Origin of the sequence: Nocardia sp. CC201C, from assembly GCF_030010695.1 — a bacterium.
Taxonomy (GTDB): Bacteria; Actinomycetota; Actinomycetes; order Mycobacteriales; family Mycobacteriaceae; genus Nocardia; species Nocardia otitidiscaviarum.
Window position 1 is genome coordinate 1 of the sequence record NZ_JASCXP010000046.1, and the last position, 16,299, is coordinate 16,299.

The 16,299-nt window shown below is 69.9% G+C and carries 13 protein-coding genes; 5 read left to right on the top strand and 8 right to left on the bottom strand.

Going from position 1 to position 16,299, the window contains the following annotated elements; all coding sequences use genetic code 11:
* Positions 1 to 135: 135 nt before the first annotated feature.
* Positions 136 to 546, bottom strand: a complete 411-nt coding sequence (locus QK444_RS07730) for a PRC-barrel domain-containing protein (protein WP_282778485.1) — start codon at positions 544 to 546, stop codon at positions 136 to 138.
* Between the two features lie 143 nt (positions 547 to 689).
* Positions 690 to 3,653 carry an FAD-binding and (Fe-S)-binding domain-containing protein gene (locus tag QK444_RS07735; RefSeq protein WP_282778520.1) on the bottom strand — a complete coding sequence of 988 codons (2,964 nt, stop codon included), beginning with the start codon at positions 3,651 to 3,653 and terminating at the stop codon, positions 690 to 692.
* Between the two features lie 159 nt (positions 3,654 to 3,812).
* Here QK444_RS07735 and QK444_RS07740 point away from each other — a divergent pair, with 159 nt between their 5' ends.
* Positions 3,813 to 5,594 (top strand): thiamine pyrophosphate-requiring protein, encoded by a 1,782-nt coding sequence (locus tag QK444_RS07740; RefSeq protein ID WP_282778487.1) that lies wholly within the window; start codon positions 3,813 to 3,815, stop codon positions 5,592 to 5,594.
* Between the two features lie 53 nt (positions 5,595 to 5,647).
* Here QK444_RS07740 and QK444_RS07745 read toward each other — a convergent pair whose 3' ends face one another.
* From QK444_RS07745 to QK444_RS07755, 3 genes are all read right to left on the bottom strand, one after another.
* Positions 5,648 to 7,057 (bottom strand): glycoside hydrolase family 15 protein, encoded by a 1,410-nt coding sequence (locus QK444_RS07745; protein ID WP_282778488.1) that lies wholly within the window; start codon positions 7,055 to 7,057, stop codon positions 5,648 to 5,650.
* 68 nt (positions 7,058 to 7,125) lie between these two features.
* Positions 7,126 to 8,145: an SDR family oxidoreductase gene (locus QK444_RS07750; protein ID WP_282778489.1), complete on the bottom strand. Its 1,020-nt coding sequence runs from the start codon at positions 8,143 to 8,145 to the stop codon at positions 7,126 to 7,128.
* 263 nt (positions 8,146 to 8,408) lie between these two features.
* A complete protein-coding gene (locus QK444_RS07755) occupies positions 8,409 to 9,509 on the bottom strand; it encodes an enolase C-terminal domain-like protein (protein ID WP_282778491.1) in 1,101 nt (366 codons plus the stop codon).
* Between the two features lie 151 nt (positions 9,510 to 9,660).
* Here QK444_RS07755 and QK444_RS07760 point away from each other — a divergent pair, with 151 nt between their 5' ends.
* Genes QK444_RS07760 through QK444_RS07770 form a run of 3 tightly spaced genes read left to right on the top strand, consistent with a single transcriptional unit; the run spans position 9,661 to position 13,122 of the window.
* A complete protein-coding gene (locus QK444_RS07760; RefSeq protein ID WP_282778493.1) occupies positions 9,661 to 10,899 on the top strand; it encodes a cysteine desulfurase family protein in 1,239 nt (412 codons plus the stop codon).
* A gap of 2 nt (positions 10,900 to 10,901) precedes the next feature.
* Positions 10,902 to 12,026: a tRNA 2-thiouridine(34) synthase MnmA gene (mnmA, locus tag QK444_RS07765; RefSeq protein WP_282778495.1), complete on the top strand. Its 1,125-nt coding sequence runs from the start codon at positions 10,902 to 10,904 to the stop codon at positions 12,024 to 12,026.
* 46 nt (positions 12,027 to 12,072) lie between these two features.
* Positions 12,073 to 13,122 carry a methionine synthase gene (locus tag QK444_RS07770; protein ID WP_282778497.1) on the top strand — a complete coding sequence of 350 codons (1,050 nt, stop codon included), beginning with the start codon at positions 12,073 to 12,075 and terminating at the stop codon, positions 13,120 to 13,122.
* 48 nt (positions 13,123 to 13,170) lie between these two features.
* Here the strand turns inward: QK444_RS07770 and QK444_RS07775 are convergent, their stop codons facing one another.
* Together QK444_RS07775 and QK444_RS07780 are read right to left on the bottom strand one after the other, a co-directional pair.
* Positions 13,171 to 13,515, bottom strand: coding sequence for a hypothetical protein (locus tag QK444_RS07775; RefSeq protein ID WP_282778499.1), 345 nt, complete (start codon positions 13,513 to 13,515; stop codon positions 13,171 to 13,173).
* A gap of 33 nt (positions 13,516 to 13,548) precedes the next feature.
* On the bottom strand, positions 13,549 to 14,802 hold the full coding sequence (locus QK444_RS07780; protein ID WP_282778501.1) for an AAA family ATPase: 1,254 nt from the start codon (positions 14,800 to 14,802) through the stop codon (positions 13,549 to 13,551).
* A gap of 118 nt (positions 14,803 to 14,920) precedes the next feature.
* On the opposite strand from QK444_RS07780, the gene QK444_RS07785 reads away from it, so the two are divergent.
* A complete protein-coding gene (locus QK444_RS07785) occupies positions 14,921 to 15,736 on the top strand; it encodes a metalloregulator ArsR/SmtB family transcription factor (RefSeq protein ID WP_282778503.1) in 816 nt (271 codons plus the stop codon).
* Positions 15,737 to 15,748: 12 nt separating this feature from the next.
* Here QK444_RS07785 and QK444_RS07790 read toward each other — a convergent pair whose 3' ends face one another.
* Complete coding sequence (locus tag QK444_RS07790; RefSeq protein WP_282778505.1) at positions 15,749 to 16,168, bottom strand: PPOX class F420-dependent oxidoreductase; 420 nt, start codon at positions 16,166 to 16,168, stop codon at positions 15,749 to 15,751.
* Positions 16,169 to 16,299 lie beyond the last annotated feature (131 nt).

Consider the following 16,299-nt stretch of genomic DNA (forward strand, 5'->3'; position numbering starts at 1 on the left):
GGTGGCACCGGCCGCGATGAGCGTGGCGTACGGCTGAATTCGGCTGAAGTACCGCCCGGCACCGTCGTGCCGCGCATCCCATCGACGCGATCGTGGCCGCGACGACCGCCGCGTGAGCGGTGGGTGCGGCGCGGGTCACGGGGTGGGGTAGCGCCCCATCCCCGCCGCCCAGAACGGTGTGTACCCGTACTGTCCGTACAGCGCCTCGTAGAAGGTGGGGGCGTCGACGAGCGGCGGATCGTACGGCTGGCTGTCGGTGACCTGCTGTCGGGTCCGGTCGATGTGCACCGACTTCCCCTCGATCCCGACGATCGCCTCCACCGGCACCAGCCGCTTGGTCTGCCCGAATCCGAGCACCCCGCCGGATGCGATCCGAATGAACCGCACCCGCCGCTCGTTCTCGTCGATGATGAGCCCGTCGACCTCCCCGACCTCGTTCTCCTGCGGATCGATGACGGTGCGATTGCGGATGTCGTAGGTCGGATTCCGCAGGGTCAGATCGGTGTCGTCCAGATCGATGAGCGTGGGCAGCCGCTGCTCGGCCATGACTGTGCTCCTTTCCGGCCCGGCATGCGCCCGGTGCACGAAACACCGGATCACGACCCGGACGCGTCGACGCTGAGCAAGTGTCCTGTTCCGGACATGCCCGCCGGATCGCCCGGCAAACGCCCCCACCAGCTTGTTCTCGGTTACGGCACGACGGGACCGGTGTCCCGGTCCGGTGCGTCCGCGGTGCTCGACCGGTCGAGGCCGTGGGCCAGCAGCTGTGCGGAGTGCACGGGCGCGGTGTCCGGGGCCAGTTCGCGGATCTGGGTGCGGCAGCTGAAACCGTCGGCGGTGACGAGGGTGCCGGGAGGCTGGGCGCGGACGGCGGGCATGAGTTTGTCCTCGGCGCAGGCCACGGAGACGTCGTAGTGGCCGCGTTCGAAGCCGAAATTGCCCGCCAGACCGCAGCATCCGGCATCGAGCACATCGGCGTGGAGACCGCAGCGGCCGAGCAGTTCACGATCCGGGTCGAAGCCGAGGATGGCGTGGTGGTGGCAGTGGGGTTGCACGACCGTATGGGAATCCAGTTGGGGCGGTTGCCAATCGGGGGCACGGTCGGCGAGCAGTTCGGCGAGGGTGCGGGTCTGCGCGGCCAGCCGACGGGCGTCCTCGTCGCCGTGCAGCAGTTCGGGCAGGTCGGAGCGGAAGACGGCGGCGCAACTGGGTTCCAGCACCACCACCGGGGTGCCCGCGCGCAGCTCGGGTCGCAGGGCCCGCAGCGTGCGACGCAGCACGCACTTCGCGGTGGCGAGTTGGCCGGTGGAGATCCAGGTCAGGCCGCAGCAGACGGCCCGGGTGGGAATCCGGACGGTGAATCCGGCCGCGTTCAGGACGCGGACGGCGGCGCGGGCCACCTCGGGCTCGAAATTGTTGGTGAAGGTGTCGGGCCACAGCAACACGCTGCCGCGCTCGGCGCTCGAATGCTGCTCCAGCCCAGGGAAGGTCGTGGTGAAGCGGGTGTCCGCGAAGCGCGGCATACCGCGCTGCGGAGCCAGGCCGCCCGCGCGTTTGACGAACTGCCCCAGCGTCCGGTGCTGGACCACCGCATTGGCGAATCCGCTCATCCCCGTGGCCAGTCGCGCCCACAGCGGTATCCAGCCCATCGAATAGTGCGCCATGGGCCGAATCCGGTTGTGGTGGTAGTGCGAGAGGAATTCGGCCTTGTAGGTCGCCATATCCACGTCGACCGGGCAGTCACTGCGACATCCCTTGCAGGCCAGGCACAGATCGAGCGCGTCGTGCACCTCCTCGGAGCGCCAGCCGTCGGTGATCACGTCGCCGTTGAGCATCTCGAACAGCAGCCGCGCCCGACCGCGCGTGGAGTGCTCCTCCTCGCGGGTCACCCGGTAGCTGGGGCACATCACCCCGCCCTGGTGGCCGCGACACTTGCCGACTCCCACGCAGCGGCCCGCGGCCACGCTGAACCGGTGGTCGTCGTGTGGAAAGGCGAAGTGGGTATCGGGTTCCCAGGGGCGGTAGTCCACGCCCTGGCGCAGGTCCTGGTCGAGGCGCCGGGGGTGCACGACCTTGCCGGGATTCATCCGGTCGCGGGGGTCGAAGACGTCCTCGAGTTCGCCGAACGCGTGGATCAGCCGGTCCCCGAACATGATCGGCAGCAGTTCGCCCCTCGACTGGCCGTCACCGTGCTCGCCGGACAGTGATCCGCCGTAGTCGGTGACCAGACGTGCCGCACGTTCCACGAATCGGCGATAGCGCGCGATCCCGTCGGCGGTGCGCAGCCCGAAGGGAATGCGGGTGTGCACGCAACCGTGTCCGAAATGGCCGTACAGCGAGGAGGATTGGTAGCCGAACTCCCGCAACAGGTCCTCGAAGTCGCGCAGGTAGTCGCCGAGCCGGTCGGGCGGCACCGCGGCGTCCTCCCAGCCCTCGTGGGTTTCCGGTCCGTCCGGCGGATAGGCGGTGGCGCCGAGACCGGCCTCGCGCGCGGCCCACACCTCGGCCTGGTGGTGTGGATCGTCGAGCAGCACGGCGGTGGCGCCGGTGCGGTCGCACACGCCCGCCATCATGGCCTGCGCCGCGCGGTCCGCCGCGTCCTGATCGGCGCCCTGGAACTGCGCCATGAGCCAGCCGTGTCCGTCGGGCAGCTGCCGTATGGCCTGGTCGGCCAGGTGGCGGGTGCTCTCCAGATTCACCAGCCGATCGTCGATCGCCTCCAGCGCCGACGGCTCGTGGGTCAGGACGTGCGGCACCGCGTCGGCGGCGGTGACGATATCGGGATAGCCCAGTACCGCGAGTGCGACCGCTCCGGGCCGGGGCACCAGCTCGATCTCGGCCCGCAACACCGTCACCAGGGTGCTCTCACTGCCCACCAGCAGCCGCGCCAGGTGGAAGCCCCGCTCCGGCAGCAACGCGTCCAGGTTGTAGCCGGACACCCGGCGCGGAATATCGGGATAGCGGGCCCGGATGTCCTCGGCGTAGCGGTCGCGGATGTCGCGCAGCCGCCGCACGATCTCACCCAGCTTCCCGCCGTGTTCGACCAGCTCCGCGTACTGCGCGTCGCTGGTCGCGCCCACCCAGGCGCGGGTTCCGTCGTAGGTGAGGATTTCCAGCCGCCGCACCGAGTCGGCCATCTTTCCGTACTCCTGCGCGGTGGATCCGCAGGAGTTGTTGCCGATCATGCCGCCGATGGTGCAGCTGACATGCGTCGACGGGCGTGGACCCACCATCAGGTCGTACTCAGCCAGCCGGTCGTTGAGCACGTCCAGCGCGATACCCGGTTCGACCACGGCGGTGCGCGCCTCGGGGTCCACCGTGAGCACCCGGTCACAGAATTTGCTCCAGTCCAGCACGACACCGGCATTGCAGCACTGACCGGCCAGGCTGGTGCCGCCGCCACGCGACAGCACCGGCGCGTCGTGGGCCCGGCACACCGCCACCGCGGCCACGGCGTCCTCGGGCGTACGCGGCAGCACCACCCCCAGCGGCACCCGCCGGTAGTTCGAGGCGTCGGTGGAATACGTTGCCCGGGAGCCGGAATCGAAGCGCACCTCACCCTGTACGGCCGCCCGCAGATCGCGTTCCAGCGCCCACAGGTCGATCGCGGGCGCATCCGAGCGATCCCGCGCGCCGTCGCTGCCGCCGTCCATCCCTGTCATCTGGACTCCTCCTCCCGTAGCTGCTCCACGCGGGCCGGTTACCCGCTGTGCGGCGTCGCACACGGAGCCGCATCGGCCGCCCGCGATTGATCGGCTCCACAGCGGGTAGCACGCCGACAGCGGCGGGATACACGACGACGAGGAGGAGCCATGTCCATGGAGGTTTCGGATTACGTACTACAGCGGTTGCGGGAATGGGGCGTCGAGACCGTGTTCGGCTACCCGGGCGACGGCATCAACGGGCTGGTCGCAGCCTTCGGCCGGGCCGATAACCAGCCGCGCTTCGTGCAGGCCCGGCACGAGGAGATGTCCGCCTTCGAGGCCACCGGGTACGCCAAATTCAGCGGCCGGGTGGGTGTGTGCGTGGCGACCTCCGGACCGGGCGCGATCCATCTGCTCAACGGCCTCTACGACGCCAAACTCGACCATGTGCCGGTGGTCGCCATCGTCGGGCAGACCGCGCGCAGCGCCATGGGCGGCAGCTACCAGCAGGAGGTGGACCTGCAATCGCTGTTCAAGGATGTTGCCTCGGAGTATCTGGTCGAGGTGAATGTGTCCAGCCAGCTGCCCAATGCGCTGGATCGCGCCTTCCGCACCGCGCTCACCCGCCGCGCGCCGACGGCGGTGATCATCCCCGCCGATCTGCAGGAGGAGACCTATGAGCCGCCGCAGCACGAGTTCAAGCAGGTGCCGTCGAGCCCGCCGGGCCGGATGGCGGCGGTCGTCACCCCGGCGCGTGCGGAGATCGAGCGCGCAGCCGAGGTGCTCAACGCGGGGGAGAAGGTGGCCCTGCTGATCGGTCAGGGTGCGCGGGACGCGGCGACGGAGGTGCTCGAGGTCGCCGACATCACCGGGGCCGGGGTGGCCAAGGCGCTGCTGGGCAAGGATGTGCTGCCCGATGATCTGCCTTTCGTCACCGGTCCGATCGGACTGCTGGGCAGCAGGCCGAGCTACGAGCTGATGCGCGACTGCGACACGCTGCTCATCGTCGGCTCGAACTTCCCCTACACCCAGTTCATGCCCGAGTTCGGGCAGGCCCGCGGGGTGCAGATCGATGTGGACGGCACCCTGATCGGCATGCGTTATCCGACCGAGGTGAATCTGGTCGGTGATGCGAAAGCCACACTGCGGGAGCTGATTCCGCTGCTGCGCCGCCAACAGGACCGGTCCTGGCGGGAGACCGTGGAGAACAATGTCGCCGACTGGTGGCGCACCGTGGAACACCAGTCCATGCTCGAGGCCAAACCAGTGAACCCCATGCGGGTGGTGTGGGAACTGTCGCAACGCATTCCGGACAATGCCATCGTCACCGCCGACTCCGGTTCGTCGACCAACTGGTACGCGCGTTGCCTGCGCTTCCGCGGCCAGATGCGCGGATCGCTGTCGGGCACCCTGGCCACCATGGGGCCGGGGGTGCCGTACGCCATCGGCGCGAAGTTTGCCCATCCGGACCGCCCCGTCGTCGCGCTCGTCGGTGACGGGGCCATGCAGATGAACGGGTTGGCCGAACTGCTCACCATCGCCCGCTACCGGCAGGAGTGGTCCGATCCCCGCCTGGTCGTGTGCGTCTTCCACAACAATGACCTCAACCAGGTCACCTGGGAGTTGCGCGCCATGGGCGGTGCGCCGAAATTCGAGGAGTCCCAGACCATTCCGGAGGTCTCCTACGCCGATCTGGCCCGCTGCATGGGTCTCGGCGCGGTGGCGGTGGACGACCCCGACGAACTCGCCGGAGCCTGGGAGAGCGCCCTGGCCGCCGACCGGCCCACCGTGATCGACGTGCGCTGCGATCCGGAGGTGCCGCCCATTCCGCCACATGCGACCTTCGAGCAGATGAAGGATACGGCGGCGGCCATCCTGCGCGGCGATCCGGGGGCGTGGCATCTCATGTGGCAGGGGGCGAAGACCAAGGCGCAGGAGATGCGACCCTGAGCCGGCACTGAGCCGGTGCTGATCCGACCGGGCGACCGGAGCGGCCGCCCGGCTCAGGTGTGCGCGCGGTCGCCGAGATGCTGTTCGTGGTGCGCGGCGGAGGTTTCCACCGAGGAGCCGGTGAGTTCGCGGGCGGTATTGACCAAGCCCACCATGCTGAACGCCTGCGGGGTGTTGCCCAGGTGGCGGCCGGTGGCCGGATCGTATTCCTCACTGAGCAGGCCGACGTCATTGCGCAGGTCGAGCAGGCGGCCGAACAGTTCGCGCGCCTGCTCGGCGCGGCCGATGCCGTGCAGGGCGTCGGCCAGCCAGAAACTACAGGCCAGGAAGACCCCCTCACCGCCGGGCAGACCGTCCACCCCGCCGTCCGCATACGGGTCGTAGCGCCGGACGAATCCGTTCTCGCACAGCTCTTTCCGCACCGCGTCCACGGTGCCGTGCACGCGCGGGTCATGCCAGGGCAGGAAGCCGACGCGGGGGAGCAGCAGCAGCGCCGCGTCCACCCCTCGGGAACCGTAGAACTGGGTGAAGGTGTTGCGTTCGGGGTCGTACCCGTGCGCGCACACCTCCCGGTGGATGCGGTCGCGCACCGCCCGCCAATGGTCGACCGGACCGTCGAGGCCGTGTGCGGTGACGGTGTGCACGGCGCGGTCCAGACCGGCCCATGCCATCACCTTGGAATGTACGAAATGCCTACGCGGACCGCGCATTTCCCACAGGCCGTTGTCCGGGTCGGTCCAATGGCCCTCCAGATAGTCCAGCAGCGCCCGCTGCACATCCCAGGCCACGTCGGTGGCCGGGAGTCCGGCGTCGCGGGCCAGGTGCAGGCCGTCGAGGACCTCGCCCCACACGTCCAGCTGCTTCTGGTGCACCGCGGCATTGCCGATCCGCACCGGCGCCGAACCCTCGTATCCGGACAGCCAGGGCAGCCGCTGCTCCGGCAGCCGCCGACTGCCGTCCAAGCCGTACATGATCTGTAGTTCCCCCGGATCGCCCGCGACCGCCCGCACCAGCCATTCCCGCCACGCCCGCGCCTCGTCCACGAATCCGGTGCCCAGCAGCGCCTGGAGGGTGAAGGCGGCGTCGCGCAGCCAGCAGTCGAAGCGCAACCGCAGATCCATGCGCATGGGCACCCGGCCCGAAACCCCCTCGACGACCCGCACCACATCGATGGCCGATCCGCGCGGCGGCATACAGTCCACCACCCGCACCACCCCGTCCGGGGTGTGCCATTCGCTGTCCAGCACCAACGAATCATCGCGATACGAGCGCCGGGTGGCGCTGCCGCCCGCGGCGGGGGCCAACTGCCAGCGGCCCGCCTCCGGAGTGTCCAACAGCGCCGCGAAACAGGCCGGAGAGTCGAATCGCGGCACGCACAGCCAGTCGATACTGCCGTCCTTGGCCACCAGCGCGGCCGTCTGCAAATCGCCGAGCAGCGCGTAGTCCTCGATGGGTGAGGGCAAGCCCGCCTCCTTCCGGTCGTCACTCGCGGGGGGATTGCCGTCGAGGGCAACCCGGTCGCGCCGCGGGCTCACCGACGGGCCAGACCCCAGGCGAGCGCGCCGATACCGGCGGTGGCGGTCAGTGCCGCGGCCGCGAGGGAGCGGTGGTGCCGGGAGAACCACACCTGCGGGCTGTCGTCGTGGGAGCAGCGGTCGAATCGGCCGTGCGCGCCGTAATCCTCGCCGTTCTCGTCGTCCAGTGGCTCCCACAGATTCGCGCGCCGGTCCGGGTTCTCGGGCTCGGAGGTCTGCTGGGAGGCGTAGCCGGTGCGGCCGAGGTAGCGGTCCAGCAGGCCGGGAATGATCTTGTTGCCCAGCAGGGTGCCCACGGTGCTCGCGCCGACCCAGTACTCGCGTCGGCCCGGATGGTCGGCGGCGTGGACGATGGCGTCGGCCGCCACTTCCGGCTGGTAGATGGGCGGCACCGGCTGCGCCTTGCGCGGCATGCGGGTCAGGCCCCAATCGAACTGCGGGGTATTGAGCGCCGGGAGCTGCACCATGGTCACGTGTACCGGGCTGCCCTGGTGCAGCAGTTCGCAGCGCAGTGATTCGTTGAAGCCCTGAATGGCGTGCTTGGCCCCGCAGTAGGCCGATTGCAGCGGAATCCCCCGATAGGCCAGCGCCGAGCCGACCTGGACGATCGTCCCCCGGCCGCGCTGCTGCATGCGCGCCAGCGCGGAGCGGGTGCCGTAGACGTAGCCCAGATAGGTGACCTCGGTGACCCGGCGGAACTCCGCGGGCGAGATCTGCTCGAAGGGTGCGAACAGGGCGGCGAAGGCATTGTTGACCCAGATGTCGATCGGCCCGAGTTCGGATTCCACCCGCTCCGCCGCCACCTCGACGGCATCGGGATCGGCCACGTCGACCGGTACGGTCAGCGGGGTGCCGCCCCGGGCGCGCACCTCCTCCGCCGCGGCGGCGAGCCCGCGCTCACCTCGAGCGAGCAGTGCCACCTTGTCGCCACGCGCACCGAAGGCGCGGGCGCAGGCACGCCCCACTCCGGCGCTGGCACCGGTGATCACCACGACGCGAGAACGCTTGTCGTTCATGGGGTCTCCTCCTCGGGATCGGGATGTCTCGGCCGACGACGCACAGCCCCACAGTCCGGGCAGCGCGTGCCCGCACGGTCCGGCAGCGCCGTGGGGCGCACCGGCTCGCGCCCGCGTAGGTCTCGGGCGCTGCGGTGCGCGTCCGCCCATATGTCGGCGCTCCACGCGCGTCGACCATGCATCGGGCATTCCGGTCATTCGGGTGCGCGAGCCTCACCGCCGAGATGCCCGGCGGTCGCGGAGTCAAACGCCGGGTGCGGCAGTCACCGCAGCCGGTAGTCGGCCGCCGCCGCGGCGATCCGCATGCCGTGGCCGGGCTCGTCCAGGGGTACCGCCAGTTCGCCGTCCGACACCTCGGGCACGCCGTCCACCAGCAGCGGTTCCAGACGGACGTGGTCGATGAACCACTCGATATGACGCAGGTCGGTCACGGCCCCCGCGATCGGGGCGTGCAGCGACGGCGCGCAGTGCGCCGACACATCCAATCCGTGCGCGCCCGCCACGGCCGCACCGCGCAGGAAGCCGGTGTAGCCACCGCAGCGGGTGACATCGAGTTGCAGGCAGTCCACCGCGTCCACCAGCGCGGCCGCGTCGTAGCCGTCGTAGACGTACTCACCGGCGGCCACATCGCACTGGACCGCGTCCCGCACCGCCGCGAGACCGGTGCGGTCGTCGCTGGTCACCGGCTCCTCGAACCACACCACGCCGAGCCGGTCCAGTTCCTGGCCCACGCGCCGCGCCTGGCCCCGGGTGTAGCCGCCGTTGGCGTCGACCATGATGCGCACGTCGGGGCCGGTCAGCTTGCGTACCTGCTGCACCCGTTCCAGATCGCGCTCGATACAGTCGCCGCGTCCCGCACCGATCTTGATCTTGACGGCCCGGCAGCCCGCAGCCAGCCACCCGCCGACCTGTTCGCTCAGTTGATCCTCGTGCAGATTGACGAATCCGCCCGACCCGTACACCGGCACCCGTTCCCGCGTCGCACCGAGCAGCGCGGCCAGCGGGACCTCCAGCAGCCGGGCCTTCAGGTCCCACAGCGCGATGTCGACCGCGCTGATCGCCAGCGCGGCGATCCCCTTCGACCCGATATTGCGGCAGGCGCGGTGCATGGTCGCCCAGCAGCCGGCGATGTCGAACGGCGATTCGTTGCCGAGGTGCGGGGCCAGATGCACCGACACGACCTCCGCGGTAGCGGGCGACCCATAGGTCCAACCCAGCCCGAACTCACCGCCCGCGCCGACCCGCACCACCACCGCGGTGGTCCAATCCCACTCCAGCGTCCCATCGGCCTCGATCTGCTCGGTCGGGAACCGGTACACCGCCACCGCGATGTCCTCGTCGATCCGCACAGTCCTGGTATCCATTGACTCGTCCCCGTTCGGTTGGACTTGATGTCGCGATGGGCGCGACGGCGGGCCCTCATCTGGCCGATACCCACCTTGCGGTCCGCTTATCACCGCCGGGCGGCGACGCCGGGAATATCGGCGTGCGGTCGACGGCTATCCTTGTTTGGTCATGAAGTCGGCTTTCCCGGGTCCGGTCGGTGCCCAGACGGTCTACCTCGATCACGCGGCCACGACACCCATGTTCCCGGTCGCCGTCGAGGCGATGACGGCTGTCCTGGGAACGGCGGGGAACGCGTCGTCGCTGCACGGGTCCGGGCGGGCGGCGCGGCGACTGCTGGAGGAGGCGCGGGAGTCGATCGCGGCGAATCTGGGGGCGCGGCCCTCGGAGGTGATCTTCACCTCCGGGGGGACCGAGAGCGACAATCTCGCCGTCAAAGGGATCTACCGGGCACGGCGTGACGCCGAGCCACGGCGCAACCGGATTCTGGTGAGCGCCGTCGAACACCATGCCGTGTTGGACGCCGTCGAATGGCTGGAGCAGCACGAGGGCGCGGAGGTGACGTGGCTGGAGGTGGACGCCGACGGAGTCGTCTCGCCGCGCACGCTGCGCGCCGCGCTGGAAGCCTACGCCGACGACGCGGCGCTGGTCAGCGTCATGTGGGCCAACAACGAGGTCGGCACCATCCAGCCGATCGCCGAACTGTCCGCGGTGGCACAGGAATTCGACGTTCCCATGCACAGCGACGCGGTGCAGGCCGCGGCGCAGCTGCCGGTGGACTTCGCGGCCAGCGGGCTGTCGGCGGCCAGTGTCGCCGGCCACAAGGTCGGCGGGCCGCACGGCGTCGGCGTGCTGCTGCTGGGCCGCACCGTGCCGTGCGTGCCGATCGTGCACGGCGGCGGCCACGAACGCGATCTGCGCTCGGGAACCTCGGATGTGCCCGCGGCCGTCGGCCTGGCCGCCGCACTGCGCGAGACCGTGCGCGGGATGGCCTCGCGCACCGTCGAATTGACGCGGCTGAGCGATCGTCTCATCGCCGGTGTGCGGGAGCTGGTCCCCGATGCGGTGCTCAACGGCGCGACGGGGGAGCGGCGGCTGCCCGGCAATGTGCACTTCACCTTCCCCGGCTGCGAGGGTGATTCACTGTTGATGCTGTTGGACGCGGCCGGAATCGAATGCTCGACCGGGTCGGCCTGCAACGCGGGCGTGGCCGGACCGAGCCACGTGCTGCTCGCCATGGGCGTGGAACCGGCGCTGGCGCGCGGTTCGCTGCGCTTCTCGCTGGGCCACGACTCGACCGATACCGATGTGGACGCCGTATTGGCGGCGCTGCCGCAGGTGGTGGAGCGGGCCAAGGCCGCCGGACTGGCGAGCGTCGGTTCCACCCCGCATGCGAAGGGAGGCTACTAGCAATGCGTGTACTGGCCGCCATGAGCGGTGGCGTGGACTCGGCGGTGGCCGCCGCCCGCGCCGTCGACGCCGGACACGAGGTCGTGGGCGTGCACCTGGCGCTGTCGACCGCACCGGGGACGCTGCGCACCGGATCGCGCGGCTGCTGCTCCAAGGAGGACGCCGGGGATGCGCGCCGCGCCGCCGACGTGCTCGGAATCCCGTTCTACGTCTGGGATTTCGCCGATCGGTTCAAGGAGGACGTGATCGACGACTTCGTCGCGTCCTATGCCGCCGGGGAAACCCCCAATCCGTGCCTGCGCTGCAATGAGAAGATCAAGTTCTCGGCGCTGGCCGATCGCGCGGTGGCGCTCGGCTTCGACGCCGTGGTCACCGGGCACTACGCGCGCCTCGCCGACGGGGTGCTGCGTCGCGCTGTGGACGCCGACAAGGACCAGTCCTACGTATTGGCGGTACTGACCGCCGAGCAGCTCGCGCGGGCCATGTTCCCGGTGGGCGACACCCCCAAGCCGCTGATCCGCGAGGAGGCCGCTTCGCGCGGCCTCGCCGTGGCGAACAAGCCCGACAGCCACGACATCTGCTTCATCCCCTCCGGTGACACCCGCGCGTTCCTGGGCGCGAAGATCGGTGTCCGGCCCGGTGCCGTCCTCGATGCCGACGGCACCAAGCTCGCCGATCACGAAGGCGTGCACGGCTTCACCATCGGCCAGCGCAAGGGCCTGGGCCTGCCCGGCCCGGCCGCCGACGGCAAGCCGCGCTACGTCACCGATATCGACCCGGAGACCGGGACCGTGCGCGTCGGCTCCGCCGCCGACCTCGAGGTGTGGACGGTGCTCGCCGACCGCGCCATCTGGACCTCCGGCGAGGCCCCCGATGGTCCGATCGAGTGCGTGGCCCAGGTGCGCGCGCACGGCGGCACCGCACCGGCGGTCGCCGAACCCGCCGACGGCGGCCTGGTGGTCCGCCTGCGCCAGCCCCTCACCGGTGTCGCCCGCGGCCAGGCCGTGGTGCTGTACCGCCCGGACGCCGACCACGGTGATCAGGTGCTCGGCAGCGGGACCATCAGCGGCACCGAGCGCGAACGGCATTCGTACGCGACGGAATTGGCGTCGGACGCCACGGTGTGAGCAGCGCGTGTGCCGGTGCACGGTCGCGAGAGACGGAGTAACCGACGTGGGTGACGGCGGAGCGGGCGAGCCGGTGCGGCTCCGGGGTGGTATCGCCACCGGGGTGGGCTCGTGGCCCGGGACCGATATCCGAGAGTCCACGGCGACCGTCGTCGGCGAACTCGGCGATCTCCCGCATCTGGTCGAGTTGCCCGCGCGCGGCGTGGGCGCGGATATGACCGGCCGCGCCTCGGCGCTGCTGGTGGATATGGCCTTCGACAGCACGCCCCGGGGCTACCGGCTGGCCGCACGGCCGGGCGCGGTGGCCCGCCGGGCCCGTGATCTGCTGCGCACCGATCTCGACGCCCTCGAAGAAGCTTGGGAGACAGCCGGTCTGGCGGGCGCCGGGCGCACGGTCAAGGTGCAGGCGACCGGCCCCCTGACCCTCGCCGCCCAGGTCGAACTCCCCGTCGGGCATCGCGTGCTCACCGATTCCGGTGCCCTGCGCGACCTTTCGGAGTCCCTCGCGGAGGGGCTCGCGGGCCATGTCGCGGAGGTGGGCAAACGCCTGGGCGCGAACGTCGTCGTCCAACTCGACGAACCGTCGCTGACGGCGGTGCTGGAGGGTTCCCTGCGCGGTGCCAGCGTCATGAACACCGTGCGCGCCCTGCCCGCCCCGGAGGCCCAGCACATCCTCGACACCGTGATCGCAGCCCAGCCCGCCCCGGTCCTGATCCACAGCTGCGACGCCCGCCCACCGCTGGGGTTCCTGCGCCGAACCACCGCTGCCGCGGTCGGCTTCGACCTGTCCGTCATCGGTACCCGCGATCTCGACAGTATCGGCGAACTCCTCGACACCGGTCGCCACCTGGCCCTCGGCCTGATCCCCACCACCGCCCCCGCCACCCCGACCACCTGGCGCGAGATCGCCGAACCCGCCGTCCGCCTGCTGGATCGCCTCGGCCTACCCCGCCGCCTGCTCGCCACCCACATCCTGGTCAGCCCCGCCTGCGGCCTGTCCGGAGCACCGTTGACCTGGGCCCGCAGGGCGCTGGAACTGTCCGCCGAATGCGCCCGCGCCTTCTCCGACGAACCGGAAGCCCTGAGTTTCGACTGACGTCACCGTCCCCCTGGGGGTCCCGGCCCGGTGCCGGGCCATCCGCGCTCAGGACCCGAAGTACGGCCGCGATCCCGGATGCTGGATCTGCCAGTTGTCCGGTTTCCCCGGCGGATACGCCACCGGAATCTGATCGCCCACCGACGGCCACTGCTTCACATCCCACGCGAACCGCCCGTACGTCTCGTGCGCCACCACCGACGGCCCGGAGATATTGCCGCTGATCGTCACGTACTGATCCCCGGGCACATCCGGTCGCGGACTCACCCCGGTCACATACAGCGTCCCGTTCTCGGCCCCCGTCATCGGCTTCCCCTGCCGTCCGCGCCGGTAGAGCATCACCACCGCCACCAGAGAACCGACGATCATCACAAGGAAGGCGAATTCCAACATGCCTTCCATGCTATTGCGCGGCCCGGCGGTGCCTCAGTGTGCCGTGAGTTCGCTGGTGCCCTCGGGGGTGCGGCGCAACTGCCAGACCGTGGTGCGTTTGGCTTGGGACCGGCCGTTGCCGCGGTCGATGAGGGTGCGGTTGGGGGTGGTGAAGACCAGTTGGGCGCCGTGGGTGTTGGTTTCGGGGTTCTGGAAGAGCTGGATGAGGCGGTCGGTGGCGTCGGGGGTGAGGTGGGCGTCGATATCGTCGACGGCCAGGACGCCGCCGGAGTCGAGGGTGTCGAGGATCGGGGGGAGCAGGCGGAGCAGGGCCAGGGTGGCGGTGGACTCCTCGGTGATGCCGAAGGGGGTGTCGATGCCGTCGTGCACCAGTTCGAGGCCGACGCCGCGGCGGGCCACCATGCGGGCGTAGAGGGCGTCGCGGGCGGCGTAGAGGGCGGTGAGTTCGCGATGCAGCACCGTGACGGTCAATCCGTGATCGCGCAGCAGCACCTCGGCGCGGGCGGGGGAGGTGGTGGCGGCGTCGATCTCCTTCGCGGTGGTGGCGATATCGCTGTCCAGCTCGCGCAGATAGTCGGCGTACATGGGGTCGTTCTCGGGGATGAGCAGATCGGTGATGCCGAGATCCGCGGAGCGCAGCAGCGTGAGCAGGCGGGCGGCGTGGTCGGTGGAGCGGGAGATGTGACTGCCCAGGCGGTGCGCGATGGCCTGCGGATCATGCTGCCCGCGTTGGACTTCCAGCAGTGACTGGAACCAGCGGTAGGCGGGGACCAGTGCTTCGGCGTACATCTGCCCGGACAGGCTGAGCAGCAAGGCATTCGGGCGCACCAGCGGCACCAGGGCGCCGATGCCGTAGCGGGCGGCCTCGAACATGGGGCCGACGCGGATATCGGTTCCGGTGCGTTCGAAGACGATGCGCTTGCGGTTGTGCGGGTGCGTGTGCAACCACTCGGCCGTCACGTCGGCGTTGTCGAGCCGGAATCCGTAGGTGTACGGGCAGCCCTCGGCCACGAAGTTGACCACGAATTCCGAAGGGCGGTCCGGGAATCCGAGATGCGGGTTGCGGACGGGTCCGGCGAAGGGATCCCAGCCGGTGACGGAGTTCAGCACCGCGTCGCGCATATGCCACAGCGCGTCGACGAGCGAGGTCTTGCCGGTGGCGGCCCCGCCGTGCACCGCGGTGACCGGAACCGCGACCGGTCCGCTACCGCGGGTGAGCCGCAATTCCTGCGGTTCGGCGAGGGATCTGTGATTCGACACCTGGAAGCTGCGCAACACGCTCGCCATCCTGCCGGGCGCTGCCGGAATGCGCGAGCGGGGGGTCTCGTCGCAACCCTTGACATGCAACCAATAGGTTGCCTATGGTCTAATGTGCAACCAAGGAGTTGCCTATTGAGGAGATGGCGTGGACGAGGTGTTCAAGGCACTGGCCGACGCGAGTCGCCGCCGCCTGCTCGACAGCCTGAACGACCGCACCGGTCAAACGCTGCGCGAGTTGTGCGCCGGGCTCGACATGTCCCGGCAGGCGGTCAGCAAGCATCTGGCCGTGCTGGAGGCCGCCAATCTGGTGACCACCCGCCGCCACGGCCGGGAGAAACTGCACTACCTGAACGCCGCGCCCGTCAACGCCATCGCCGACCGCTGGATCAACCGCTACGACCGCGGGCGGGTGCACGCACTCGCCGACCTCAAGACCGCATTGGAGAGCACCATGGGCAGCAACGAATTCGTCTACGCCACCTACATCAAGACCACCCCGGAGAAGCTGTGGCAGGCCCTCACCGAACCGGCCTTCACCAAGCGCTACTGGGGCGCGAGCTTCGACACCGACTGGCAGCCGGGCTCGGAAATGGTCTGGCACGAACGTGAGTGGACGAGCAAGGCTCCCGAGCAGGTGGTGCTGGAGGCGCAGCCCTACACCCGGCTGTCCTACACCTGGCACTCCTTCGGCCCCGAGTACGGCAAGGAGTTCGGGCTCGACCAGGACACCATCGACGCATGGGCGAACGAGACCCGCTCCAAGGTGACCTTCGAACTCGAACCGGTCGGCGCACTGGTCAAACTCACCGTCGTGCACGACGGGTTCGACGACGGCAGCGGCCTGCTCGAGGCCATCAGCCACGGCTGGCCCGGCATCCTCACCAACCTGAAGGCCCTGCTGGAAACCGGCGAGACCCTGCCCGAACTCGACCCGGACGCCTGGACGCCCGAATCTGTGTGAGCCAGCGGCGATTCAGCCGAGCATGCCGTACGCCCGCGTCGTCGTGATCCGCACGACGACGCGGCGGTCGGCCACCATGGCCCGCCGATAGTCGTCCCAATCCGGATGCTCCCCGCTGAGCGCGCGGTAGTAGGCGATCAATTCCTCCACCGTCGCATCGCCCTCCTCGGCCGCCACCGGCGACAGCTCCGCCTTCCCCTCCAGCACCGCGTACGACCAGAAGTCCTCGCTGGTCACATGCAACGCCGCCCACGGCTCCCGCCGCAGATTGTGATACTTGGCCCGATCGGCCGTGATCGAGATCCGAATGATCCCGTCCTCCGCCACCCAGTGCGTGACATTGGACAGCTGCGGCCGCGTGTCCTTGCGAATCGTGGCCAGTACCGACCGGCTGTGCTCGCGGGCGAATGTGACGGCGGTCTCGATATCCATACGCTCTGCAACCGCCGTAGGCGTGGCGCTGTTCCCGCCGCACAGTGTCCGAAATCCGCTGGTGCGAGACAGCACCGACCGGTCGCGACTTGGTGGTGATACCCGCGCGACGTGCGGGAATGTCGCGCCTG

Coding starts and splice junctions, on each gene's coding strand:
- mnmA (WP_282778495.1), top strand. CDS start 10,902: ATGCGTGTACTGGCCGCCATGAGCGGTGGCGTGGACTCGGCGGTGGCC.
- QK444_RS07755 (WP_282778491.1), bottom strand. CDS start 9,509: ATGGATACCAGGACTGTGCGGATCGACGAGGACATCGCGGTGGCGGTG.
- QK444_RS07735 (WP_282778520.1), bottom strand. CDS start 3,653: ATGGACGGCGGCAGCGACGGCGCGCGGGATCGCTCGGATGCGCCCGCG.
- QK444_RS07780 (WP_282778501.1), bottom strand. CDS start 14,802: ATGGCGAGCGTGTTGCGCAGCTTCCAGGTGTCGAATCACAGATCCCTC.
- QK444_RS07775 (WP_282778499.1), bottom strand. CDS start 13,515: ATGTTGGAATTCGCCTTCCTTGTGATGATCGTCGGTTCTCTGGTGGCG.
- QK444_RS07740 (WP_282778487.1), top strand. CDS start 3,813: ATGTCCATGGAGGTTTCGGATTACGTACTACAGCGGTTGCGGGAATGG.
- QK444_RS07790 (WP_282778505.1), bottom strand. CDS start 16,168: ATGGATATCGAGACCGCCGTCACATTCGCCCGCGAGCACAGCCGGTCG.
- QK444_RS07760 (WP_282778493.1), top strand. CDS start 9,661: ATGAAGTCGGCTTTCCCGGGTCCGGTCGGTGCCCAGACGGTCTACCTC.
- QK444_RS07730 (WP_282778485.1), bottom strand. CDS start 546: ATGGCCGAGCAGCGGCTGCCCACGCTCATCGATCTGGACGACACCGAT.
- QK444_RS07750 (WP_282778489.1), bottom strand. CDS start 8,145: ATGAACGACAAGCGTTCTCGCGTCGTGGTGATCACCGGTGCCAGCGCC.